26 protein-coding genes, 1 tRNA gene, 1 pseudogene and 1 riboswitch are annotated in these 24,851 nt (G+C 37.4%); of the genes and pseudogenes, 23 read left to right on the top strand and 5 right to left on the bottom strand.

The annotated features are described in order from the left end of the window. Nucleotides 1–56 precede the first annotated feature (56 nt). From FTX43_RS12210 to FTX43_RS15520, 3 genes and pseudogenes are all read left to right on the top strand, one after another. On the top strand, nucleotides 57–983 hold the full coding sequence (locus FTX43_RS12210) for a manganese-dependent inorganic pyrophosphatase (protein ID WP_147607087.1): 927 nt from the start codon (nucleotides 57–59) through the stop codon (nucleotides 981–983). A gap of 181 nt (nucleotides 984–1,164) precedes the next feature. Beyond that, the gene (locus FTX43_RS12205) at nucleotides 1,165–2,046 is read left to right on the top strand and encodes a DUF1803 domain-containing protein (protein WP_002309543.1); all 882 of its coding nucleotides are present in this window, start codon (nucleotides 1,165–1,167) and stop codon (nucleotides 2,044–2,046) included. A 117-nt stretch (nucleotides 2,047–2,163) separates the two neighbouring features. Further along, a pseudogene (locus tag FTX43_RS15520) lies at nucleotides 2,164–2,289 on the top strand (GNAT family N-acetyltransferase); the annotation flags it as partial. A gap of 186 nt (nucleotides 2,290–2,475) precedes the next feature. Here FTX43_RS15520 and FTX43_RS12195 read toward each other — a convergent pair. Together FTX43_RS12195 and FTX43_RS12190 are read right to left on the bottom strand one after the other, a co-directional pair. After that, nucleotides 2,476–3,108: a hypothetical protein gene (locus FTX43_RS12195; RefSeq protein ID WP_002313864.1), complete on the bottom strand. Its 633-nt coding sequence runs from the start codon at nucleotides 3,106–3,108 to the stop codon at nucleotides 2,476–2,478. A gap of 148 nt (nucleotides 3,109–3,256) precedes the next feature. Next, nucleotides 3,257–3,799: a DUF2179 domain-containing protein gene (locus FTX43_RS12190; protein WP_002289260.1), complete on the bottom strand. Its 543-nt coding sequence runs from the start codon at nucleotides 3,797–3,799 to the stop codon at nucleotides 3,257–3,259. Nucleotides 3,800–3,933: 134 nt separating this feature from the next. Between FTX43_RS12190 and FTX43_RS12185 the strand changes: the two genes are divergently transcribed. From FTX43_RS12185 to FTX43_RS12170, 4 genes are all read left to right on the top strand, one after another. Next, the gene (locus tag FTX43_RS12185; protein WP_002290241.1) at nucleotides 3,934–4,323 is read left to right on the top strand and encodes a hypothetical protein; all 390 of its coding nucleotides are present in this window, start codon (nucleotides 3,934–3,936) and stop codon (nucleotides 4,321–4,323) included. Nucleotides 4,324–4,326: 3 nt separating this feature from the next. Continuing rightward, nucleotides 4,327–5,085 carry an alpha/beta fold hydrolase gene (locus FTX43_RS12180; protein ID WP_002313863.1) on the top strand — a complete coding sequence of 253 codons (759 nt, stop codon included), beginning with the start codon at nucleotides 4,327–4,329 and terminating at the stop codon, nucleotides 5,083–5,085. Between the two features lie 135 nt (nucleotides 5,086–5,220). Further along, nucleotides 5,221–6,168, top strand: coding sequence for a LacI family DNA-binding transcriptional regulator (locus FTX43_RS12175; protein ID WP_002309535.1), 948 nt, complete (start codon nucleotides 5,221–5,223; stop codon nucleotides 6,166–6,168). 129 nt (nucleotides 6,169–6,297) lie between these two features. After that, nucleotides 6,298–7,038 (top strand): hypothetical protein, encoded by a 741-nt coding sequence (locus FTX43_RS12170; protein WP_073490586.1) that lies wholly within the window; start codon nucleotides 6,298–6,300, stop codon nucleotides 7,036–7,038. Between the two features lie 288 nt (nucleotides 7,039–7,326). On the opposite strand, the gene FTX43_RS12165 is transcribed toward FTX43_RS12170, so the two are convergent. Beyond that, nucleotides 7,327–7,995 (bottom strand): YitT family protein, encoded by a 669-nt coding sequence (locus FTX43_RS12165; protein WP_073490587.1) that lies wholly within the window; start codon nucleotides 7,993–7,995, stop codon nucleotides 7,327–7,329. Between the two features lie 132 nt (nucleotides 7,996–8,127). Between FTX43_RS12165 and FTX43_RS12155 the strand changes: the two genes are divergently transcribed. The 8 genes from FTX43_RS12155 (at nucleotide 8,128) to FTX43_RS12120 (ending at nucleotide 16,093) form a co-directional block, all read left to right on the top strand. Next, nucleotides 8,128–8,415 (top strand): hypothetical protein, encoded by a 288-nt coding sequence (locus FTX43_RS12155; RefSeq protein WP_002309528.1) that lies wholly within the window; start codon nucleotides 8,128–8,130, stop codon nucleotides 8,413–8,415. Between the two features lie 416 nt (nucleotides 8,416–8,831). Continuing rightward, nucleotides 8,832–10,370, top strand: coding sequence for an ABC transporter permease/substrate-binding protein (locus tag FTX43_RS12150; protein ID WP_073490588.1), 1,539 nt, complete (start codon nucleotides 8,832–8,834; stop codon nucleotides 10,368–10,370). After that, the gene (locus FTX43_RS12145) at nucleotides 10,367–11,332 is read left to right on the top strand and encodes an ABC transporter ATP-binding protein (RefSeq protein ID WP_002309526.1); all 966 of its coding nucleotides are present in this window, start codon (nucleotides 10,367–10,369) and stop codon (nucleotides 11,330–11,332) included. The genes FTX43_RS12150 and FTX43_RS12145 overlap by 4 nt, the downstream gene beginning before the upstream one ends. Next, the gene (locus FTX43_RS12140) at nucleotides 11,319–12,641 is read left to right on the top strand and encodes an NAD(P)/FAD-dependent oxidoreductase (RefSeq protein ID WP_002344150.1); all 1,323 of its coding nucleotides are present in this window, start codon (nucleotides 11,319–11,321) and stop codon (nucleotides 12,639–12,641) included. The genes FTX43_RS12145 and FTX43_RS12140 overlap by 14 nt, the downstream gene beginning before the upstream one ends. Before the next feature lie 62 nt (nucleotides 12,642–12,703). Then, nucleotides 12,704–12,808: riboswitch (TPP riboswitch) on the top strand. Nucleotides 12,809–12,881: 73 nt separating this feature from the next. Continuing rightward, nucleotides 12,882–13,625, top strand: coding sequence for an ABC transporter permease (locus FTX43_RS12135; RefSeq protein ID WP_002309524.1), 744 nt, complete (start codon nucleotides 12,882–12,884; stop codon nucleotides 13,623–13,625). 14 nt (nucleotides 13,626–13,639) lie between these two features. Further along, nucleotides 13,640–14,632 carry an ABC transporter substrate-binding protein gene (locus FTX43_RS12130; protein WP_002309523.1) on the top strand — a complete coding sequence of 331 codons (993 nt, stop codon included), beginning with the start codon at nucleotides 13,640–13,642 and terminating at the stop codon, nucleotides 14,630–14,632. 11 nt (nucleotides 14,633–14,643) lie between these two features. Further along, nucleotides 14,644–15,369, top strand: coding sequence for an ABC transporter ATP-binding protein (locus FTX43_RS12125; RefSeq protein WP_002344152.1), 726 nt, complete (start codon nucleotides 14,644–14,646; stop codon nucleotides 15,367–15,369). Between the two features lies 1 nt (nucleotide 15,370). Further along, nucleotides 15,371–16,093, top strand: coding sequence for a TatD family hydrolase (locus FTX43_RS12120; protein WP_002319981.1), 723 nt, complete (start codon nucleotides 15,371–15,373; stop codon nucleotides 16,091–16,093). An 83-nt stretch (nucleotides 16,094–16,176) separates the two neighbouring features. On the opposite strand, the gene FTX43_RS12115 is transcribed toward FTX43_RS12120, so the two are convergent. Beyond that, nucleotides 16,177–16,803 (bottom strand): LysM peptidoglycan-binding domain-containing protein, encoded by a 627-nt coding sequence (locus FTX43_RS12115; protein WP_002310878.1) that lies wholly within the window; start codon nucleotides 16,801–16,803, stop codon nucleotides 16,177–16,179. A 394-nt stretch (nucleotides 16,804–17,197) separates the two neighbouring features. Between FTX43_RS12115 and FTX43_RS12110 the strand changes: the two genes are divergently transcribed. Continuing rightward, entirely contained in the window at nucleotides 17,198–17,890 is a 693-nt protein-coding gene (locus FTX43_RS12110; protein WP_002309519.1) for a hypothetical protein, read from the top strand. A gap of 209 nt (nucleotides 17,891–18,099) precedes the next feature. Beyond that, on the top strand, nucleotides 18,100–18,372 hold the full coding sequence (locus FTX43_RS12105) for a hypothetical protein (RefSeq protein WP_002313858.1): 273 nt from the start codon (nucleotides 18,100–18,102) through the stop codon (nucleotides 18,370–18,372). Between the two features lie 73 nt (nucleotides 18,373–18,445). On the opposite strand, the gene FTX43_RS12095 is transcribed toward FTX43_RS12105, so the two are convergent. Further along, nucleotides 18,446–18,528: transfer RNA gene (locus FTX43_RS12095), tRNA-Leu, on the bottom strand. Between the two features lie 74 nt (nucleotides 18,529–18,602). Between FTX43_RS12095 and FTX43_RS14990 the strand changes: the two genes are divergently transcribed. The 6 genes from FTX43_RS14990 (at nucleotide 18,603) to FTX43_RS12070 (ending at nucleotide 24,694) form a co-directional block, all read left to right on the top strand. Beyond that, the gene (locus FTX43_RS14990) at nucleotides 18,603–18,764 is read left to right on the top strand and encodes a hypothetical protein (protein WP_002335007.1); all 162 of its coding nucleotides are present in this window, start codon (nucleotides 18,603–18,605) and stop codon (nucleotides 18,762–18,764) included. A gap of 149 nt (nucleotides 18,765–18,913) precedes the next feature. Further along, complete coding sequence (locus FTX43_RS12090) at nucleotides 18,914–20,131, top strand: pyridoxal phosphate-dependent aminotransferase (protein WP_147607140.1); 1,218 nt, start codon at nucleotides 18,914–18,916, stop codon at nucleotides 20,129–20,131. A 186-nt stretch (nucleotides 20,132–20,317) separates the two neighbouring features. Then, the gene (locus FTX43_RS12085; protein WP_002292704.1) at nucleotides 20,318–21,154 is read left to right on the top strand and encodes a helix-turn-helix domain-containing protein; all 837 of its coding nucleotides are present in this window, start codon (nucleotides 20,318–20,320) and stop codon (nucleotides 21,152–21,154) included. Nucleotides 21,155–21,229: 75 nt separating this feature from the next. Beyond that, a complete protein-coding gene (nagA, locus tag FTX43_RS12080) occupies nucleotides 21,230–22,378 on the top strand; it encodes an N-acetylglucosamine-6-phosphate deacetylase (protein ID WP_002292705.1) in 1,149 nt (382 codons plus the stop codon). Nucleotides 22,379–22,597: 219 nt separating this feature from the next. Further along, nucleotides 22,598–23,653, top strand: coding sequence for an AEC family transporter (locus FTX43_RS12075; RefSeq protein WP_086307342.1), 1,056 nt, complete (start codon nucleotides 22,598–22,600; stop codon nucleotides 23,651–23,653). 21 nt (nucleotides 23,654–23,674) lie between these two features. Then, complete coding sequence (locus FTX43_RS12070) at nucleotides 23,675–24,694, top strand: 2-hydroxyacid dehydrogenase (protein ID WP_147607086.1); 1,020 nt, start codon at nucleotides 23,675–23,677, stop codon at nucleotides 24,692–24,694. Nucleotides 24,695–24,851 lie beyond the last annotated feature (157 nt).

Genomic DNA, 24,851 nt, shown 5'->3' with positions numbered 1-24,851 from the left:
TTCTTTCCGTTTTTTTGCTATTATTAAATAGGAGAAATCACAAAGGAGCGAATGACATGTCAAAAATTATAGTTTTTGGTCACCAAAATCCAGATACAGATGCAATTGGGGCAGCCATTGCCTTTTCACACTTGCAAAATGAATTAGGTAACGAAACAGAAGCAGTTGCTCTAGGTACACCTAATGAAGAAACACAATACGCATTAGACCACTTTCAATTATCTGCACCACGAGTAGTAGAGTCAGCTAAAGCAGAAAATGCAGATGTCATGCTTGTGGATCATAATGAATTCCAACAAAGTATTTCAGATATCAGCGAAGTAAATATTTTGGCTGTAGTAGACCACCATCGTATTGCAAACTTTGAAACAGCTAATCCATTGTACTATCGTGCAGAACCAGTTGGATGTACAAGTACGATCATTTTAAAACTATATAAAGAAAACCAAGTAACGATCCCTAAAGAAATTGCTGGGATTATGCTTTCAGCTATCATTTCAGATACATTGTTGTTCAAATCGCCAACATGTACACCTGAAGACGAAGCAGCTGCAAAGGAACTTGCAGCAATCGCTGAAGTAGATCTAACTGCCTATGGTCTTGAAATGTTGAAAGCCGGAACGAATCTAAGTGATAAATCAGCTGCGGTTCTTCTTGATTTGGATGCAAAAAGTTTCCCAATGGGCAGTTCCAATGTGCGTATCGCTCAAGTCAATACAGTGGATCTGAATGAAGTGATGGATCGACAAGCAGAACTAGAAGCAGCGATGGAAGAAGAAATGAAAGCAAATGGCTACGATTTATTCGTATTAGTTGTCACAAATATCTTAGACAGCGATTCAGAATTACTTGTTGCTGGTAAAGGTAAAGAAAAAGTAGAAGAAGCTTTCCAAACAACTTTGACCAATAACCGAGCTTTACTTAAAGGTGTCGTTTCACGTAAAAAACAAGTCGTACCTCAGTTGACGGCTGTAATCAGCTAATCAAATGGTAGGATGAAGCATTCAAAGTGAATGGGATAAGCGATTGAATAAAAAGAAACACAGAACATACTAAAAGTCTAAGAAGTGGAGGAGAATAACAGTCAAACATGACTCTTGTTCTTCCTCCTTTTTATGTAAAAGTCTTTTAAGTAAAATAAAATGGATAGAAAAGAGAACATATATGAACTATTATTATTCAAAAAATAAGGAAAATTTTTATCAAAAACTGACCGGTGATCCGCTTTTTTCTTTATTGACCGATTATCTATATGAACATCGAGAAAAAGAAACGATTCTAAGAGAATTGAAAAAAGAATTTCCGCAAAACAAATTTTCTCATTTTCTTGATCTGTTGATCGATGCAGGATTAATCAAGAGAGAAGAGCGAAGATATCATTTGAACTTTCCAGTATTTGATCCCAACGATTACTTGCAACAAGTCACTTCGGCTGCTGAAACCATAGCCGACCAATTGAAGAGACTCTCTGTTGCTGAACAAAAATTAGCGATGGGAGAAGTTATTTGGGCGTATTGTTTTGAAGATGAACGAAAAGAAGCATATTTTTATGGAGTAAGAAACAGCCGAGAGACAGAATTGCTGAGAACGACTGCAGGAAATCAGAAGTACCGTTTTATTACACTTTCCTCTAAAGAACACTTCCCGCTTACGTTGGCTAATTATTTTTTTATACAAAAGAATCAGCTTCCTGTAACGAAGGCATTCAAAGAATTAGCCGAACTTATTGGAGATGTAAATGAAGCGTACTTTTTTGATCAAATAGAAGTTATCGTTGACAGGATACGTAAAAATAAATATAAAAATCGTCGGCCTAGTATTTTCCATCAGTCATTACTTGTGACGGATACCATAAAGGAAGAAGAATCATTTACACTAGCATTGCCTATTGTCGAAAAAAACAATCCTGAGATTGAATTTCCAACATTGGATCCTTCATTGACAATGGAGGAAACGGCCTTTCTTAAACGACAAATCTTTTCTGAGTTGAGCAAAAAATTTATGCCGCATGCATTTTCTTATATCAAAGAATATGGAGCAATATAGAACAATATAGAACAGCTTTGGTGAGAAGAATCTAAGAGAGCAGTAAGCTAAAATTATGCTGATTCTTGCAAGAGGAGTCTTTCTCTTCTTTTATAGTTAAAAGAATTATTGGAGTATTTTGCCTATCTACCACATATTGGATTCACTACATGGTATGGAAATAAAGGAATGCAAAAAATTGGTGAGAAATGTGGAATGACAAAGGAAGGGGTCATAAGAAAAGTTAGATTTTTAAATAATTAATATTATGATTCAGTCAAGTATGGCATTCTAAGGGAAGAACTAGCGATTAGATTAGGAAGTTCATTTGGTGATCCAGAATCACTCAGAAACGAATGGTAAGTCATTATTAATCATCTATCCAATCTTGGGTTATTCTTTTAGATTGAAGTGTTTAAAATTAAAAAAGCATTTATGAAGTCGTCGTAGTCAGGCTTCAAAATGCTTTTTATTTTGTTTCTTTTTTCTTTGCCACATAAATACACCTAGACTGACGATGAAGAGCATATCCAACAGATTTCCTGCGACTTGGATCGTCGAAGGGTTGGCCAATGGTATCAAAGCAAGGACAAAAAAGGAAAACAAGCTGTAGATAAAACATGTGACAGGAACTAATCGAAAGAAGAGCGGACATCTCATTTGGCTAAAAATGAGTGAAAAAATAAAATAAGTGAAAATAGATAAAATCACGACTAAACCATTCATGATAAAGAAGAAAAGCGTATTGTGATTAAACGAATAAAAAAGGATAGCTAAAAAAGAAAACGTTTTAAATGCAATCAATACACCTGAAGCTTCATTTAACTTACCAGGATGTCGATGAAAAAAATAGGCACTGAAATACACAGAAAACATCAAGGCGCATAGAGAAGATAAAATTAAAAAAAACGGATTTTCTTCTGTTTCTGTAATATCAGAATGATCTAAAAGCAACCAGCCTAATGCACTAGAAGGCGCCTGTGAGGTCTTAACGTACGAATAACATAGAAAAAATAAAATCGTCAAAGTTGCAAAAAAAGAGCCTAAATGTAAAAAATTAGTTGTTTTACGTTGAATTTCCATAATATCTCCAAATTAAATTGATAAGTATATAAAGTATAATAACAAATCAATGAGTATATGTCGATGTTTTTTAATCAAAATAATAAATAAAAAGCTGTCGAACATCTAAAATTTAATTTATATGTTCGACAGCTTTTTAGTTTGTGAGTTATTTTCCTTGTCTTTTTCTTACTTTTTTAGTCCAAAAACCACCTGAAATATATTTTGGTTCATATGAGATGATGAAAGCACGCTCTTCAATTTCTTTGATCAGGCGATACAGTTCACGTTCGCTTTTTCTAGGAGAAAGTATTTCCAGGACCAGTCGCTCGCCTTCTAGACCCATTGCAGAAGTCTGTGTTACACCGTAACCGTGTTCTCTCAGTATACCAGGCAAACTTTTATCTTCCGCGCTATTTGCTGGCAAAATCGTTGTGACCATGATGTATCCTAATGCCAGCTTGTCTTCAATCAAAATCCCAACACTGATACCTACTGCGTAACCTAACGCATAGACAAATAAATTCAGCGGATTATCTAAACGATCCAATACAAGAGATAGCCCTACGATATAGATCGTGATCTCAACCATACTGACAAGGGGAGCAATCAGCCGGTAGCCTTTCATTGTTAGCATAAAACGTAACGTGTTCAAAGTGATATAAGCAAAATTGATGAGGAAGATCATCCCTAACATTTTAGGATCAATCATTTGTAAAACTCCTTTCATTTGTATAACAACAATATCAAAAAAAATCGCAAGTGAAGAAAAATTGAAACTTTATTGGTGCCAAAAAATGATAAAATGATTATAATAGAATTATAAAGATAGGTTAGGTGATTAAAATGAAAACGGTCAATCGAGTATTTTGTGCCAGTCACGTGCTCAGTCTCCTTCTCAGTATATACTTAGGTGTCTATGCGATTCAACAGCCAATTGATGTAGAGAACATTGTTTTTCAGATGTCGCTGACAGATGGTTTGATTCTAAGCGTTTTTTTCTTTTTGATACTATTTATTGGTAATATTTTCGGTAGCGTTGCCAGTTTTTTGAATTTCTCTATTTATCCTCTCCTTTCGCTAGCATTAGGAGTGGTGGGGCTTTGTTCCCTATTCTTATTTCCTGAGCCATTCAGTCCTGCATTTATATTATTTGGTATACTGAACCTGTTCCAGACGACTGTCGGATCATGGTTGCTATGGCGATCAGGAAATTTAATGAAAATAGGTGAGTAGCCATTGAATCCAATTATATTGAAACGTTCTGTCAATCAAATTCCAGTGTTAGAAGTTGTCCTGAAAGAATTAAGAGAAGAACGGATTCCCGTTGTCATCTATTATCACGGATGGCAGACAAGTAAGGAGTTAGTTTTGACACAAGGAAGGAAAATTGCACAGCAAGGTATTCGCGTGATCCTGCCAGATGCGATGAATCATGGGGAACGAAAACAGCCAGTTTCTTCTATTCCATCCTATACATTTTGGGATAGTATCTACGGGAACTTGTTTGAGTTTGACACGCTTATCAAGCATTTAGAAAAAAGAGATCTTTTACATGATCGGCTTGCAGTTGGTGGGGTTTCGATGGGCGGAATGACAACATGCGCGTTGTTAGCTAAGCATCCTCATATAGCAGCAGGTGTATGTTTGATGGGATCTCCTGCGCTTCTGGAATATGGGAAAGAAATCGCAAGACGAGCGTCAGAATACAACTATATCTTGCCAAAAGACTATTTTGATTTGATCTCGTGGGTCAAGAGTTATGATTTATCATTGCAACCGGAAAAGCTAGATGGACGCCCTCTGTTCTTTTGGCATGGACAAGCAGATGAAAAGATCCCTTATATACAAACGGAAAGATTTGTAGAGAAAAACCGGCCTGAGCCTTACGGAAAAGAAATTGTTTTTCGTTCCTCCAAAACACAGCGACACATGGTACAAATACCACTGATGGAGGAAGCTTCCGCTTTTTTAGCAAAGAATTTGATAAAAAAATAGAAATAGCTGAATTGGGAAATCACTTAAGGAGGATAGGAGATTTTCTGATTTTTCTTTTGGGCTATAATGAACCCTGTTAGGAAAATTTGGTATAATTGGTAATAAGAACGACAACATGTTAGAAAGGAAGAGAGCATGCCCACTTTAGCAGATGTTGCAAAACGTGCCAATGTTTCAAAAATGACGGTTTCTCGAGTCATCAATCATCCGGAACAGGTGACGGATGAATTGAAAGAGCTAGTTTTCTCAGCAATGGCTGAATTGGATTACCGCCCAAATATTGCTGCAAAAGCACTTGTCACGAATCGGTCACAGATCATCAAATTATTTATACTGGAAGAAATCGACACAACCGAGCCCTACTACATGAATTTGCTGATGGGGATCGCTAAACGGATCGGAAAAGCGCATTATTCTCTCCAACTAGTTACAAATGACGCATTCGATGTCGGTTCTTGTGATGGATACATCATCACAGGTGTCAGAAAAAAAGACTTCGATTGGATTGACCGCTTGGAAAAACCAGTTGTTTTGTTTGGAGAAAATTGTGAAGGATATGACTATGTAGACAGCGATAATGAATATGGTACAGCAAAAGCAACGCAATATGCCTTAGAAAGAGATTACCAAACAATTATTTATATCGGGATTGAAGTGGACGAATCGTTTGAGCTTTCAAGGGAAGCTGGTTACTTATCTGTGATGAAGGAAGCTGATCTTCCAAGTAAGATCTTGCGATTTCCAAATCATTCGACAGAAGTAGAAAGATATATGATAGAAAACTGGGCAGGTTTCACCGATAAAACTTGTTTTGTATGCAGCTCAGATCGACTGGCACTAGGAGCGGTAAGAGGAATTGTAAATGCTGGTGGGCGCTTGCCGGAAGAATTTGGTGTAATCGGCTTTGATGGCGTGTTTTTAGACCAAATCAGTTCGCCTAAATTGACAACGATCAAGCAAGATATTATCCGTATGGGGGAAGTATGCGGGGAAATGTTGCTGAAAAAAATAGAAGAGAAAGGGGCAAGTCAAGGTTATCGTCGCTTTTTCCCTGAACTAGTTATCAGAGAAACGACAAATTAAGCCTCGTTACTTTTTATATATTTATGAAATTCATCGCTATTTTCTTAAAATAATCAGCGCATTGCTACTGAAAACAAAAAATCTGTGCTATTATTGAGAAAAGTTCCATTTTTGAGAAGGATGGTTTGAATGAAAGAAATCAGACGAAAACATTTCCGTTTTCCTGCGTACGATGACGAGTTAGGCGTAAAATTAACCAGCGAGAAGAAGCGGGTATTATTTGACGGGCAGGAAGATCTTTTGACTGAACAGAATCAGCACCCGTTTGAACAAATGAACGAATTCCATTTCACGAACACAAACACTGAACAGGTCCGACGCAAGCGCCGTGCAACAAATGGATTGAAGTCAGCTCCGCGCAAGGAAAATTTGGAAAAACATAAAGAAAAATTACCGGATTATACTGGACATCATCAATCAGAACTCACGTCGACTGGACGAAAAAAACTTTTTGGTGAGTCTTCTCGTCCTGTCAGGCAAAGTGAAACGAGGACAGAGTCTCGAAATACTATGAGAAATTCATCTGTGGACACAAAGGTACGGGAACGTTCTTATTTTGTTCCTAAATATGTACCTGCATCCATTATTCCAGACCCTAGAGAAAGTAAAATTTCTGAAGAGCATTTGATCGAATCAATGAAAAAAACAGATGACTCTTATCTGTTGTTTGATACAGAACCAACGCCTTATCAAGAAAAAAGAAATGATGAGCCGTCTGTACGCACGTTCAATCGAACAAAAACATTAGGGGAAGCAAAGCAGTCAGAAGAAAAAAAATCGAAAAAAAACCACGGTATCTTAGAACGTTCACTGCAAGGGCTGATTGACGATCAGGGAAATTCTTTAGGAGAGAATAGCTATTTTAAATAAGACAAATACAACCTTGTATTATGTTATAGTGGAGAAGGAAACGCTGCGGCGTTTCTTTTTTTATACTCTACTCGAAAGATTATATCGTAACCTATTTTTTTCTCAGCTGATGTTTTCTGCCGTGAGCAAGAGGAGAAAGGGTGAAGAGTAAAAAACAAACTATTTTAACAGAGTGTCTGCAAAAATAGTTTGTTTTCATATTTTTATAGAAAATTTTATTGAAAAAATATACGTTGTAGTTTACATAATGATTTTTTAGTATAGTAACTAAAATAGTAAAAATAAGAATTAGTGCTCTAACTGTTCAAGAGGATCAAGTGGTTCAAATGTTTCTGTAGTCTGTTTTGCTTCCAAATGGGGCAAAATAGGTCCCATTTCCAGATACTTCACTTTATTCAATGTATAAGATAGAATAGAACAGCTAAGCAATGTATACAGAAAATGTGTGAGATCCAAATAAAGCAAGGAGACAACTAAAATACCAAAAGTAATCAAGAAAAGACTTTTGCCAATCTTAATATGAAAATATTTTTCAATGGCTTGATAAATGATATCTGTTCCGCCTGTGCTTCCGCCAAATCGAAAGACGAGACCGCAACCAATGCCAGAAAGAATCCCTGTCATCAAACTATTGATCAGTAGACTATCTACAGCAAAATGTATATGAAGGCTTTCCCATAAATGTAAAAAGAAAACCAGCGCAAATGTTCCGACGATCGTCCGAAGAAAAGCGTGTTTTCCAAAAAGAAACAATGAGATAAGCAGTAAAGGTAAATTAAAAAGCAGCGAAGTGATAGAAGGCGCGAATCCAAAAAGATTATGCAAGAGTAAAGCAATACCAGTAACACCACCGTCTGCCAGTTTAGATGGAATATTGATGCCTGTCACAGCCAATCCATAGATCCCAGCGCCTAAAATGATTCCGCACAATTCTGTCATTAAATTTAATTTTTTCATTTCTAGCCTCTTTTCTTTTGAAAATTTTCAGCAACCTCTTCATTATACTGACTTATACTCTTTCTTCAAGAGGAAAATGAAAAAAATTTATTTTTGGTTGTTTCTTCCAAATTATCAAAAAGGAGTGGAAAAATGCGAGCAGCAGACTTATTGACAATTCTTACAAAATCACCCAAAAAAACAGATTATCAAGGTGTTTTTTTGGCTCAAGACCAAAAACTGATTCCTGTGACAAGAATCCAGATAAATGAATCGTATCAATTCATCTTTGTGTTTGAACAAGGCAAAGCACCACTTGCTATGAAAGAAATCTTTCTATTTTTGATGAAGAACCGTGAAAAAGCTGTTTATTATCAGTCAAAAGAAGAACTCATTCCGCTTTATGGAGTGAAAGAGATAGAAAATAAAGTGGTGATATAAGTAAAAATAAGAAAACAAGACGTTTATGATGCCAAAACAACCGTTTTTTACATTTTTGGCAAAAAAGTGTCATGATACAGTATAATACTTGTTGAACAGGTCAATAAAGGTGTTCTCCCCCACGAGATTTCTACTTTATTGGCTGTTTCTTTTTAATTAAAAGAAAAGTTGTATATGAAAAACGATACGGTTGATTCCGAGTGATCATTTCGTATAGATGTATTGGATGTTCGTTGTGAAGAAACGAGAACCAATAAATCTATCCGATTTTGTTGCTCGGATTCTTTTTTTATCCGCATATTTAGAGGTGATATTTTTATTAATTACTGACGCCTAGTAGGGTTAAGGTAAGTCAAGTTAGTTGGGAAAATGTAAAGAAATGTTTATACTTAAAGAATAACAGAAAGGAAGGTCGCATGAATAATTTTATACAAACATTAAGTGAAAGAAAAGGCGAGTTGCTGGAAGCTGCATTTCAACATCTGTCTATTTCTCTCATTTCTTTGCTGATTGCAGCACTGATTGCTATTCCTCTAGCAATTTGGGCAGCTAATCATAAAAAAATGGCAGAAGTCTTATTGCAGATCACGGGTGTGCTTCAAACGATTCCTTCACTTGCCTTATTAGGGTTACTTATCCCATTTGTAGGGATCGGAACTGTTCCAGCATTGATTGCACTTGTTATTTACGCTTTGCTTCCGATTTTCCAAAATACGTACATTGGTCTAGCTGAGATTGACCCGTCTATTGAAGAAGCGGCGGTAGCATTTGGTATGTCCAGGATGAGACGCTTGCTGAAAGTAGAACTTCCCATCGCATTGCCTGTCATTATCTCAGGTATCCGAACTGCCTTAGTTTTGATCATCGGTACGGCTACTTTGGCGGCATTGATCGGAGCAGGTGGATTAGGAACATTTATTTTATTAGGTATCGACCGCAACACACCAGTTTTAACATTGATTGGTGCAATCAGTTCTGCCTTGCTTGCCATTATATTCAGCGGATTGATTCGCTGGTTGCAGCATAAGAAACCTCGATATTCTATCATTACTTTAGCAGCCGTGGTGTGTTTAGTTGGGGGCGTTTCTTTATATCAGTCTGCCTTGTTTAAAAATGAAACCATCACGATTGCTGGAAAATTAGGAGCGGAACCTGAAATCCTGATCCAAATGTACAAAGAATTGATTGAAGACAACACAAAAACAGAAGTTGAATTAAAACCGAATTTTGGCAAGACTAGTTTTTTGTTCAATGCCTTGGATCAAGGGCAAATCGATATCTATCCTGAATTCACAGGGACTGTCCTAGAGAGCTTGGTGAAGGTACCTGAAGCAATGAAAAATGCTGATTTGACAAAAGAAAAAACATATGACGAAGCAGAAGAATTATTGAACAAACAATTCGATATGACATTATTGAAACCAATGGCTTATCAAAATACGTATGCCTTGGCGGTCAAGAAATCTTTTGCAGACGAGCATCAACTTAAAAAGATTTCCGATTTAGCAGCAGTTTCTAATCAGATCAAAGCGGGATTCACACTGGAATTTATTGATCGTTCCGATGGATATAAAGGAATTCAAGAAGCATATGGATTGAATTTTTCAAGTGTACAAAGCATGGAACCAAGTTTGCGTTACCAAGCAATCAATAATGGAGATGTCAATATTGTGGATGCTTATTCCACAGATAGCCAACTCAAGGAGTATGATCTAGTCACTCTAGAAGATGATCAAGGGCTATTCCCAGCTTATCAAGGCGCGCCACTGATGAAAACAGATTTCGCCAAGGACCATCCTGAAATCGTTGAAGCGCTGAATAAATTAAGCGGAAAAATAACAGAAAATCAAATGATCGATATGAACTATCAAGTCAATGTCGAAAAGAAAAAACCGGCAGAAGTAGCACGAACCTTCCTGGAAAACGAAGGATTACTAAAGGAGGGAGATCAGTGACTAAATTAATCGAATTCAAACATGTGCAAAAAAAGTACGATGGAAAATATGTCATTGATGACCTAACTCTTGCAATCAAAGAAGGAGAAATCTTTGTTTTGGTTGGGCCTTCTGGTAGTGGAAAAACAACTACTTTGAAAATGATCAATGGATTATCTAAACCATCAGCAGGAGACATCTACTTCAAAGGAAAATCGTTAAATGAATATAATCTGCAGAAAATGCGGTGGAATATGGGGTATGTGCTGCAGCAAATCGCTTTGTTCCCGACCATGACAGTCAAGCAAAACATTGAAGTCATACCTGAAATGTTAGGTTGGGAAAAGCAGAAAAGAGCAGATCGTGTAGATGAACTTCTTCAAAAAGTTGGCTTATCTCCTGATATTTATCGAGATCGTATGCCTAGAGAGTTGTCTGGAGGAGAACAGCAACGAATCGGGATCATCCGAGCCATTGCTGCAAGCCCAGATGTGATTTTGATGGACGAGCCATTTAGCGCATTAGATCCTATTTCAAGAAATTCATTACAAGAATTAGTTTTATCTTTACATGAAGAACTAGGAACGACCATCGTTTTCGTTACGCATAATATGGAAGAAGCAATCAAGCTAGGAGATCGTATTGCGTTTATGAAAGATGGAGAAATTATCCAATGCGACACACCAGAACAGTTATTGATGAATCCTAAAAATGAATATGTACGGCATTTCTTTGATGAACCGAAACAGACGAAAGAATGGCGAGTCGAAGATTTAGTCGTCAATGGATATTTTTTAAAAGAAGTACCAAAAAACAGTCATCAACAAGTTTGCCTTGATACGCCTCTGAAAGAAGTGTATTCACTTCTTTCAGTGTACCCAAACATTGTGATAGTAGAAAAAGGAAAAAATATTGGTTCACTGACAAGTAAAGAAGTCTTTACTTTTTTAAGTCGAGAGGAGGAAGAAAATGAAAACATATGAGGCAATCGTCATCGGTTCAGGTGTGAGCGGCTTAAGTGCTGCTTATGGATTGAAAGAAGCAGGTAAAACAGTACTAGTGGTCGAAGAAGATCTATGGGGCGGGACTTGTCCTAACCGTGGATGTGATCCTAAAAAAGTCTTGTTGAGTGCAGTAGAAGCCCGTAATCGGATAAAACAATTGAATGGAAAAGGATTTAACGAGATCCCAACTGCTAATTGGGAAGAACTCCAAAAATTCAAACGCACATTCACAGATCCAGTTCCAGAAAATCGAAAAAAACAATTGGCAGAAGCTGGAATCGATCATCTTTCAGGGACCGCTCGTTTCTTAGACGACTCATCTATTGAAGTCAATGAAGAAGTTTTTCATGGAGATTACTTTGTTCTGGCAACAGGACAAAGACCCACGATCTTACCGGTGGAAGGAAAGGAATACTTGAAGACTAGTGCAGATTTTTTATCATTGCCTGTACTGCCTAAAGAAATTATTTTTATCGGCGGCGGATATATTGCTTTTGAACTGGCTACGATTGCCAATGCTGCAGGGAGTAAAGTAACCATTGTCCATCATAATCAACGACCATTAAAAGAATTTGAGGCGTCTTTGGTAGAGGAAGCCGTCCATCAAATGGAAGCATCTGGTATTCAGTTTGCTTTTGATGTTGAAACCCAAAAGATCATCTCGGAAGGAACTCGATATCGTTTAGTCGGAAAAGAGACGGAATTAGTAGCAGATATGATTTTTTGTGCGACTGGGAGACAGCCGAATACAGAATCTTTAGCACTTGAACAAGCGAATGTCGTCTTTGATAAACACGGGATTGAGGTCAATGATTATCTGCAAACGAGCAATCCAAAAATTTTTGCGTGTGGAGATATTGTTTCAAGGAAAACACCCAAATTGACACCAGTCGCCACTTTTGAAGGGAATTATGTAGCTAAGCGGATAACGGATGCAACAGGCGACCCTATCAAATATCCAATTATACCCACGATCGTCTACGCTAGTCCTAAGCTTGCTGAAGTAGGGGTTACAAAAAGTCACGCCTCTTCGTCAGATCAAGTGGTAGAGATGGATCTTACCAATTGGTTCACCTATCATCGCGTCAATGAACCAGTTGCTAAGGCTGAATTAACTTTCGACCAGCAAAATTATTTGATTGGTGCTGCAGTGATTAGCGAGCAAGCAGACGAATTGATTGATGATTTGACACTAGTCATCAATCAAAAATTGACTAAAAAAGAGTTGGATAGCTATATCATGGGGTATCCGACATTGGCAAGTGATCTCTCCTATTTATTGAAATAATCAGCATGATAACTAAAGCGCTTGTTGCTTTTTCCTTCTTGTGCTACACTTTAAAAAATGAATACCTGTTTCTGGGGATGTCGTAGACGACATGAGAGTAAGTTGTGAACTTAGACCCATTGAACCTGTCAGTTAATACTGGTGAAGGGAGAAACATAGCAGACGCTTGAAGCGGGTTACTATGTCGTGCCCATTTCAAGCGTTTTTTGTTATCCATATTAGAAGAAAGGAGGCGTCAAAATGAAGAAAAATCTTTATCCAGCAGTCAGTATGGCATTCATTTTAATTATTTGGCAGATTGTTGTCTTAGTTTGGAAAATACCCGCTTTTATTTTACCCGGACCTGCTGCTGTATTTTCTGCGTTAACAGCAGATGCACAAGTATTGCTTTCCCATTCTGTCACAACATTAAATGAAGCAGTGATTGGTTTGGCAATAGCTAGCGTTCTTTCTTTTATTACTGCTTTGGCAATGGATTATTGGAAGTTCTTAGAAATGTCTTTTTATCCATTACTAGTGATTTCTCAAATGTTGCCAATCATGGTTTTAGGGCCATTATTGACCCTATGGTTTGGTTTCGGTATGCTTCCAAAAGTGATTCTTGTTGTGTTGATAAGCTATTTTCCGATCGTAGTTTCTTTTTCGGATACATTGAGGAAAGTATCGAAGGAGCAAATCATCTTTTTGAAAACGATGGGGGCAGATACAGGGAAGATTTATCGAATATATAAAATACCAGCGGGTTTATCCGGATTCTTTTCCGGTTTAAAAGTAGCCGCTACTTATTGTGTCAGTGGAGCAGTCGTTGGAGAATGGCTAAGCGCTCAAGCAGGCTTAGGGTATTATATGATACGCGTAAAAAACAGCTACCAGATTGATAAAGTTTTTGCTGCGATCATTTGTGTCATTTTATTGAGTTTATTGCTGAATGGCGCTTGTTCATTATTGAAAAAAGGGTATTACCGTATGCTTTATACTTTTTAAGAGAAGGGGATCAAATGAAAAAATTATGGCTTTTATTACCGCTACTGTTGCTTTTATCCGCTTGTGGCACTGCAAAAGAAACAAGTAGCAAACAAGAAACGAAGGATTTGAAAAAAGTGACACTTGTTTTGGATTATGTACCAAATACTAATCATACTGGCATCTACGTAGCAAAAGAAAAAGGCTATTATAAAGAGGCTGGTTTAGATGTCCAAATCGTCGAACCAGGAGATAATTCGACAAGTATTGGTCTAGTAGGTGCGGACAAAGCACAATTTGGTATAAGTTATCAAGAAGATGTCACTTATGCGCACGCAGATGGAAAGAATATACCAGTCAAAGCAATTGCTACAGTGATCAAACATAATACTTCTGGATTCGCCACCCTATCAGACAGTAACATCCATTCACCAAAAGATTTTGAAGGAAAAACATATGCAGGTTGGCAAAGTCCAAGTGAAGAAGCTGTCTTAAAAGCTGTGATGGAAAAAGACGGCGGTGACTTTTCAAAACTGACAATGGTAGGAAGCAATGGAGAAGGGCCAGAAAGCTTAGGAAAATCCTCAGATATCCAATGGTACTTTGAAGGTTGGGATATGATCAAAGCAAAAGAAGCGGGTATTGAACTAAATTATATCCCATTGAAAGAATTAGATGAACGGTTAGATTACTATACTCCGGTAATTATTACGAATGATCAACTGATCAAAAATGATCCAGGATTGGTACAGTCTTTTATGGATGCCACGAAAAAAGGCTATCAGGAAGCTATTAAAGATCCAAACGACAGTGCTAAACTGTTGCAAAAATATGCAAAAGGAAATGAATGGACGTTTTTAGAAGAATCACAAGCATTCTTGTCAAAAAATTATACGGATGATCCTGAGAATTGGGGATTGATGGAAGAAAAAGTTTGGCGCAATTATACAGCTTTTATGCAGGAAAACGGATTGATCAAGCAAGATGTACCTTCGAAAGAACTATTCACTAATCAGTTTATAAAATAGGAGTGATAGATGTGTCAATCCAAATCAGCCACTTGAATGTAGTCATTGAAAACCTGAAAATATTAGAAGACATCCATTTCACTATCCCTAAAGATACTTTTACATCGATTGTCGCGCCAAGCGGAGCCGGTAAGTCAACATTGCTGAAAACTTTAACAGGAGTCCAGCCTATGACTTCTGGAACGATCAAAGTAGACGATCAAAAAGTAACTGGTCTCCATACAGCATTTAGTTATATGCCGCAAGAAGATATGTTACTTCCTTGGCTGAGCGTCTATCAAAACGTTACGTTATATCAAAAAATCAATCATCTAGCAATCAATGAAGAACAAATAAGGGATTATCTGGATATCTTTGGGTTAAACGGCTATGAACATTTTTTGCCGGAACAATTATCTGGCGGGATGAAGCAGCGAACGGCCTTGTTACGAACAATCATGAATCCTTCTTCTTACTTGCTTCTTGATGAACCATTTGGAGCGTTAGATGCTATGACCAGAGGGCAGATGCAAGACTGGATGCTGAAACTGCCTAAAAAAGCAAAGCGAACTACTTTGCTCGTGACACATGATATTGAAGAAGCAATTTATTTATCAGACAGGATCCTTGTGCTTTCCACCCGTCCGGCACATGTGATTGCTGAGATTCAAGTGCCTGAAAAACGACGGTCACGTGAATGGCTACTGCAGCAATCAGAGTTGAAGCAAACGATTTATCAGTTATTGGCAGGTGAATGAGATGTTAAGTGATGCTCATTGTCATTTAGATGGGAGTCAGAGTTTAGCACTTCTTCAGCAGGAACACACGATTTTGACGATCATTAATTGTGATTCGCCAGAAGAATGGGAGAAAAACAGACGGCTTGCAACAAGCAAGAATCAAGTCTTAAGTTACGGTATCCACCCTTGGAAAGCGGATAGCTATACGTTTGCACATGTTGAGCTTTTTTTGAAGAAAGCAAGGATCATCGGTGAAATAGGGTTAGACAATATCTGGACGAATGTGCCACTGTCTACACAAAAAAGGGTGTTTGAGCAACAGCTTGCTTTTGCAGCCATAAATAAGAAACCTGTTGTACTGCATACAAAAGGATGCGAAAAAGAGATCTTAAGCTATATCCAAGCTTACCCTAATCACTATTTGATTCATTGGTATTCTTCTTTGGACTATCAACAAGACTATATTGATTTAGGCTGTTATTTCAGCATTGGTCTTGATTTGAAAAAGAACCCAGCAGTCTGGCAACTAGCTAAAACAGTCCCAATCGATCACTTACTTATTGAAACGGATGGACTACATGCAGCAGAGTGGGCGTTAGGGGATAATTTTTCAGAAAAAGATTATGTCTCACTGCTTGAAGAACAGTTAAAGACAATCGCTGAAATCAAAGAGCTATCAGTTGAAGAAGTTAAGAAAAATACTTATCAAAACTTGGAACGTTTCATTAGATTAGGTAAATAAAAAAAGAGGTGTGACACAACTAGTGTCGCACCTCTTTTGGCTTTCTTTGTATAAAAGTAAACCGTTCGATTAATAAATGAATCTTAGTACCAACCGTTTGCTTCCCAGAATGCTTTCGCAGCTTCCCAAGAACCATAACGTGAAGCAACATATTGTTCTGCCACTTTTTCTTGGTTCGCAGCAGAGTAATCACCATTCAAGTAAGAAGAATCTAATTGGTAACGTCCGATGTAACGTCCGTTCGTTGCTGTGTAAGAACCGCTTGATTCTTTTTGTGCGATCCATTCTTTTGCAGCATTCGTGCTTGTTGCCGTTGTTTCTGTTGTAGCAGATTGTGTTTCAGCAACAGGGGCTGCTTGTGTTTCCGTTTGAACCGTTTCTTGTACAACAGGTTGTTCAGCTTGAACAGGTTCAGCTTGGACTGGTGCTTCTTGAACGGCTGCTTGAGGTTCAGCAGCTGCTTGTGTAGAGCCTTCTGTTGGAATCGTTAATTGTTGTCCTGAGTAGATCAGGTTAATGTCAGAAATTGAATTTGATTCTGCAATGGCATTGATCAAGGAGTTGTCACCAACGTATTTTTGAGAAATCGTTGATAGAGTATCACCTGATTGAACGGTATAAGCTTCGTCCGCATGAGCAGTCGTTCCCATGAAGAATGCAGCACCGGCAGCCAAAGTTGTTCCAAAAAGTAAAGTTTTAAGTGATGTCATGAAAAATCTCCTTTATTCGTTAAAAAGTTTTATTTGTTGTGTTCAACGAGGAATACTTTAACACGTGAAAATATTTCATAGGTAAAAGAAGCATGACAATTTATGACAAATCCTCGTTTTTTGTAATAAACACAGTAATTTATGAAATGAAAAGGATTACGTTTAAGAAAAACTAGTTTTTTTCATTTATTTTTACCATACATCTATATTTAAGAAAGTGTTAAGGTATATTTTTCTCTATGAAAAGTTTTTTCAGATACATAAAAAAGGAAGATTAAATGAGAATTTAATAGCGTTTCTATTAAAATTACAATCGTAATTTAAAAGTGCTTGACATTGCATGTGAAATCACTTACTTTTAGTGTGTAAAAAGATTAAATGAAGGAGCTACATAATGAAAAAGAAAATTATTGTTGGTGGGATCGTGGTTGCATTTTTATGTCTAATTGGCTTTACAGGCACGCGTTACGCAAATGAAATTATTTTGTGGGGTGGAGAGACAGATATCGATACAATCAATGAGAATCTGACACAGCTTGACCATACGTTGACAGATAAAGAGCAAACGATTACAGATCTTACCGCACAACTAGCACAAAAAGAACAGACATTGCAAGATTCAAAGGCAGATGTCCAAGAATACCAAGCAAAAGTAAATGAATTAGAAAACCAAAAAAATCAATTGGCAGCAGAAAAACAAAACTTAGAAAGCCAATTAGTCAGCAAGGATGCACAACTACAAAGCAAACAAAATGAAATCAATGCGAAACTAGACGAAATCAACCAAAAAAATGATGAAATCAATCGATTGAATGCAAATTGGACTGCAAGACTACAAGAAGCACAAGCAAAACTTTCAGAATTACAAAATACTGTAAATGGTTTGAACCAAAAAATCGCAACACTGACACAAGAAAAAGAAAATTTAGAAACTCAGTTAGCAGATACGCAAAAAAAATTAGACGAAGCAACTGCTGAAAACACAAGTTTGAAACAATATATTCAAAAGTTAGAAAAAGCAAAAGGCGAAGTGGAAGATACAGCTGATAAATCTCAACAAATCGTTGAAGAACATTTGAGTAAATAATCTTTTATGATAAGTAACCCTTGATCAGCAATGCGGCGACAGCAATTTATGCTGTTGCCGCTTTTTTGTTAATAAGTGGTCCTTCATCGTTGTAAGAAAAGTTATATGTTCTTTAAGAAAAATAGCTGGACAAAAAATTACAAGATAAAAAGTGTTTCCTCTTTACAAAAAGGAATGTATGTTCGTATAATGGTGATGAGGTGAAGGCAATGGAGAAAAAATATGGAACAGTAGATAAAATCCGTACGTTGCAGGTCAGCGCCAGACCACTGATTCGTTTTAGCTTAAATGAGGTCAATTGTTTGATTGCTTCCCATAGTTTGAACTTCCTAGCTGAAGTAGACGAAGGGATGAAACTAGTTGTTACAGGATATTACAATAATAGAAAGCAATTCGTTGTGAGATCTTATCATGTGTTAGGAAAACCAAAAATTGTGGTAGAATATGAGAAAAGTCTATACCCAAGAAAAAAGGTCCAATAAGATGAAAGAATGAACGAGAAAAAGAAAAGCGGCTGAGACAAAAATGTCCTAGCCGCTTGTTTTGAAAGAAAAATGCAGACGATGGGATTTGAACCCACACGAGCGTACGCTCACAAGACCCTCAATCTTGCATGTCTGCCGTTCCATCACGTCTGCATAAATAATAACACAATAATGATAGCGGGGTTTTACATAGTTGTCAAGCTCAAAAAGTGGGAGGTCTTATGAAGATGGAGAAATATGACGGAGAATTTTCAGGACTGGGGATGATCCTAGGCATATTGATTGGCCTTGCATTTGGCCGTTTTCTATTTGGGTTGATGCTGGGAATTATTTGTGGGATTGCAATGGATTGGGCAGCAAATCTATGGAATGACTATCATGACCAGTAAGTTCTCAGCGCTTCTCTGCGTTTTTTTCGATACTTATGTTTTTCCTAAATAAGTGGCAAATTTTTCTAGGATGGAGTATGATATTGAAATAGTAAATAACAAAAAATTTGGAAAGTTCTAACTTTTTGAAATGAGGGATTGGCTAAGTGATGAGAGAATTTGAAAAATCCAACAAATTAGAAGGTGTTAGTTACGACGTTCGCGGTCCTGTTCTAGAAGAAGCAGAGCGTATGCAAGAAGTGGGCATCAGTATTTTAAAATTGAATACAGGAAATCCCGCACCTTTTGGATTCGAGGCACCAAACGAAGTCATTCGTGATTTGATCATGAATGCTCGTGATTCGGAAGGCTACTCAGACTCCAAGGGAATTTTTTCTGCTAGAAAAGCAATTGAGCAATATTGCCAACTGAAACATTTTCCGAATGTGACGATCAATGATATCTATACCGGAAACGGAGTCAGCGAACTGATCACGATGTGTATGCAAGGGTTGCTAGATAATGGAGATGAAGTACTGGTTCCAATGCCAGACTATCCGTTGTGGACTGCCTCGATTGCTTTAGCTGGAGGTACACCTGTTCATTATATTTGCGATGAAGAGGCAGAATGGTATCCTGATATTGATGATATCAAATCAAAAATAACGAGTCGGACAAAAGCGATCGTCATCATCAATCCTAATAATCCTACTGGGGCACTTTATTCAAAAGAATTATTAGAAGAAATAGTTGAAGTAGCCCGACAAAACAACCTGATTATTTATTCTGATGAAATCTATGACCGCTTAGTGATGGATGGCCTAGAACATATTCCGATTGCTACATTAGCGCCTGATTTGTTCGTTATTACGCTGAATGGTCTATCTAAGTCTCATCGTGTGGCAGGCTTTCGAGTCGGCTGGATGGTCCTAAGCGGAGATAAATCACACGTCAAAGGCTATATAGAAGGGCTGAATATGTTGTCTTCCATGCGTTTGTGTTCTAACGTCTTGTCTCAGCAAATCATCCAAACGGCGCTGGGCGGTTATCAAAGTGTTGATGAGCTGCTCCTGCCAGGCGGAAGGATCTATGAGCAAAGAGAATATATCTATAATGCAATCAATGATATTCCTGGTCTTTCAGCTGTAAAACCAAAAGCTGCTTTTTATATATTCCCTAAAATCGATACAAAACGATTCAATATTTTGGATGATGAAAAATTCGTCTTGGACTTTTTACATGAACATCATATTCTGCTCGTGCACGGTGGCGGATTCAATTGGAACCAACCAGATCATTTTCGGATCGTCTATCTTCCTAAAATGGATGATTTGAAACAAACGGCTAAGAAAATGAGAGAATTTTTAGCGACATATCGACAAAAGTGACTTTAAAAAAAGCAAATTTTCCAGAAAGAGAGCCACAGACAAATATACTGAGGCTCTCTTTCTAATGGAGATCTCTTAAATAACTAAAGTCATATTATTTAGTTGCAAGTCTTTTCTTGAAGTTTGCGACTTCCTAAAGTAAAATACGGATAGAATGCGAATACGCATATTTTGGGGAGGATACTTATGGAAACGTTAATCGAGTCCTTTGGCACGATCATTAAAGAGATTCGAAAAGAACAAAAAATGACGCAAAAGATGCTTTCGCAAGATATTTGTTCACAAAGTGTACTAAGCCGGATCGAAAATAATGAGGAACTGCCAAATGTATTGGTGATGATGCAGATTTGTCAACGGCTAGGAGTAACGATTGATCATGTGATGAATCTCTCTCGAAAAACTACTCGGACAAACGATAAATTATTTGAACTGTTGGATAGTTGTTTCCAAAAACGTGATTATCGCAAGTTAGAACAAGTACTAAAATCTTCTGATATTTCTGAGAATCTGTATCAAGCAACTGACTTTCAACGATATTATTATTATCTCGGTGTTTGTGAATTCACGTTGCGTCAAAATATTTCTCAGTCTCTTTATTATTTAAAAGAAGCATTAAGCTACTCTAGCCAAAAAGAAAGAATCCATGTTTCTGACACAGAAATACAACTGATTAGTTGTATCGGAAAAATATATGGTGTGGCAGGAAAAACTGCTGAAGCCCGCTACTATTTGAGTCGAAGCATCCAACTGCTGCATCAATCAGCTGATGAACGATCAAAAAGTGAATTTTCGCAAATTTTTTATAATTATGGAAATTTCTTATTCCATCAAAATGAAATTGACGAAGCACTAGAGCAGGTGAACCAAGGAATCTATTGGGCTCAAGAGAAAAATAGTTACTATTATCTCAATGATTTATTTGTGCTTAAGAGCTTGATATACAAGCGTAAAGAAGAACCAGAAAGAGCAGCATTTTATGAAGGATTGGCACAAGCTGTGAAACAAATTTCAAAAAATCTATAAATGGTGTAGACCATTCTTGACTTCTTCTCTAAATAAGAGTACTTTAGAGGTAGAAAAACAAAGGGAGAGAATAGAATGAGAACTTTTATCTATGCTGACAAATTCTTTTTAGCGTCAGGCGTCAAAAATGCAGGCTATCTTGAAATTACCGATGGGCTTTTTGGTGAATACACCAAAGAACTACCTGAGGGAGAAGTCAACATCATTGACCAAAGCGGCAAATGGATTGCTCCTGGTTTGGTAGATACACATATTCACGGCTATATGAATCATGATGTAATGGACAACGATGCAGAAGGTATCAAAGTGATGTCTGAAGGTCTATTATCTTGTGGAGTGACTTCATTTTTACCAACAACATTGACGTCAAGCAAAGAACGTTTAAAAGATGTAGCTGAGACAATCGGCAAAATGTATCAGGAAGCACCAGGAGCTAAAATCAAAGGAATCTATTTTGAAGGTCCTTTCTTCACAGAAGAACACAAAGGGGCACAAAACCCAAGTTATTTCGGTGATCCTGATTTGGATACTTTCCATGAATGGCAAGAAGCTTCAGGCGGTTTGATCAAAAAAATTGCTTTAGCACCGGAACGTCAAGGTGTAGAAGAGTTTGTCAAACAAGTGACTGAAGAAGGAGTAGTTGTTTCTCTAGGGCACAGTAACGCTACGCTAGAAGAAGCGCAAAAAGCTGTTGAAGCAGGTGCCAGCGTGTTTGTCCATGCTTTCAATGGGATGCGCGGATTGAATCATCGCGAACCAGGTATGGTAGGTGCGTTATTATCTTTAGAACATGTCTTTTCTGAATTGATTTGTGACGGACATCATGTACATCCAAATGCGGCAGGAATCCTAATGGAAAAAGCAGGACATGAGCATGTTGCTTTAATTACAGACTGTATGATGGCCGGTGGGATGCCTGATGGAAATTACAATTTAGGTGAATTTCCGGTAGTAGTAAAAGAAGGAACGGCACGTTTGGAATCTGGCAACTTAGCTGGAAGTATCTTGAAATTGAAAGAAGCAATTAAGAATGTCGTGGATTGGGGACTTGCAACACCAGAGCAAGCAGTCATGATGGCTAGTCTGATTCCAGCAATCAGCTGTAAAATCGATGACACATGTGGAAAAATCGCTCAAGGACGCGACGCAGACTTTATCGTATTGAACCCTGATATGACATTGGAAGCAACTTATCTAGATGGTGTGGAACGCTTCCACGCATAATATAATCCAAGATAACCTTAAAACGAAACTTCTCAAGTTTGGTTTTAAGGTTTTTTTGTGTTCTAATGAATATCACTTTACATAAGTTTCAAAAGTTTCTTTAATTCCTTATTGTTCAATAGTTAACAATATAAAGATAAAATAAAAAATGTTAATACGTATTAGCTAAATAAAAGCATTTTTTATTGTGAAAAAATGAACAAAAATAGGAGGGGAAAGATGAACTTATTTGATATTTTCCGATCGACTTTGACGGATATGTCGATTGTTAGTGCAATTACTTCAACAGTTTTTATTATATTATTAGGGTTTATTTGTAGAAAAAAGGAAATTTTTTCTGGATCTGTTGGAAAAATCCTATCGAAAGTTGTCTTAACAGTGGCTCTACCAGCACTTGCATTTCGAGCTTTCATGCAAGATATCAATACAGAACTCTTGATGCAAGGAATTAATGTGTTGATTTGGGGGTTAGTTATTTATATTATTCTTATTCTAGTTTCAAGACCTTTTTTCTTAAGTTATAAAGGGGATAAGCAATCAACGTTGCGTGTCCTGACAATCTTTGGTTCTACGACCTTTTTCGGGACACCAATCGTCAGTGCGATTTATGGACCGGTCGGCGTGATGTATTCCTCAATTTTCAACATTGGTTATCGGATCTTTTTGTATTCTTATGGATACATAAAAATGAGTGGCTTGAAGATGGAAGCCAAAAATATCAAAGCGATGTTCGTTAATCCAATCATCATCGCTACTTTTGCCGGCCTTTTCATTTGGCTTTTCCAAGGATATCTTCCACAAGTGTCAATCACAGGTGCAGAAGGAGAGATAAGCCAAGTAGCGTTTTTGCGAATTGACCAGACAGCACCTTGGCTATTTCAGCCAATGGATTATTTAGCTGGTTTAAGTTCGCCATTGGCATGGCTAGCAATCGGCGCAACATTAGGTGAAGTAAGTTTCAAAAAAGCTGCTTCTGAAAAAACATCATGGTATTACAGTTTAGTCAAAGTGGTATTTGTACCTGCGTTGAATATCGTGATTTTAGCAGTTTTGACGGCAACAAATATTCTACCGGTCAATTTTGAAGCACTGGCAACGATTGTTATTATGATGGCTACACCAGCCGCAACTGTGGCAGCAGCCTATGCTATCAGTTTTGATAGGGAGGCACTTTTAGCCTCTAATGCATCCTTACTGTCAACTATTTTTGCTGTAGTACTGACACCTGTATGGATCGTTGTATTGCAAATGATTCACGGCATAGGTTTGTTTTAATAGGAAATGGAGGAGGAAAGTATGAGAATCGCATGTTATGGTGTTCGTCCGAATGAGATCGATTTTTTTGAGCAATTGAATGTTTACCATTATGAACTGAGTCTTTATGAAGAACTACTGACGCATGACAATATTGAATCAGCTAAGGCCCATGACGCTGTACTGCTGAGAGGAAATTGTATAGCAGATGCGATCAATCTTGCAAAAATGCAGAAATATGGGATTCGCTATGTTTTTACCCGAACTGTGGGAGTCAATCATATCAATCTACAAACGGCAGCTGATTTTGGTATGACAGTAGCCCGTGTACCATCATATTCGCCAAATGCTATAGCAGAATTATCTTTGACTTTTGCCATGATGCTTTTGAGAAATACAGCGTATACGACGATCCGAACATCTTTCAAAGATTTTCGAGTAGATGAACAAATGTTTAGCCGTGAAATCAGAAATTGCACAGTAGGTATCATAGGAACAGGCAGAATAGGATTGACGGAAGCGGTTTTGTTTAAGGGGCTAGGAGCCAAAGTAATCGGTTATGATATCCATCAGACAGAAGCTGCTAAAAAAGTATTGACGTTTCACTCACTCGAAGAATTGTTAGCAAAAAGCGATATCGTCAGTATCCATGTACCTCACATCCCAGGTGAAAACGATCAAATGATCAATGAAGGATTTTTGGCTCAAATGAAAAGAGGCAGTATCTTGATCAATACAGCTCGTGGAGAGCTTCAAGATAATGAAGCTATTTTAAGAGCTTTGAAAAGCAATCATTTAGCTGGTTTTGCAACCGATGTTTTTGCAAATGAAACAGATGTCTTTTTCCGATCCTTCAAGCCATGGGAGACGATTCCAGATCCTGCTATCCAGCAACTAGTAGAATTATACCCTAGAGTTCTTATAACCCCTCATGTAGGTTCAAATACAGATGAGGCATTGTCAAATATGATTTCGACAAGCTTCGAGAACTTCCACGAAATAATAGAAACTGGAAAAACGAAAAATGAGGTATCTCTTCCTAAAGCGCGTCAATTAAAGTAAGGAAACATGGGCACTCATCACTAATACTAATATGTTTAAAAATAGAGGTTGTGAAAAAGCTGCTCTGCATCAAGCAGTAAGAACAATCAGATAAAAATAGCACTCTATATTTTTCATCTGATTGGGATTAGTGCCGTAGATGCAAGCTTTTGAACAC

The sequence above is a fragment of the Enterococcus sp. DA9 genome (assembly GCF_008000875.1).
GTDB lineage: Bacteria > Bacillota > Bacilli > Lactobacillales > Enterococcaceae > Enterococcus_B > Enterococcus_B lactis.
This window is presented reverse-complemented; position numbering and strand designations above follow the sequence as displayed.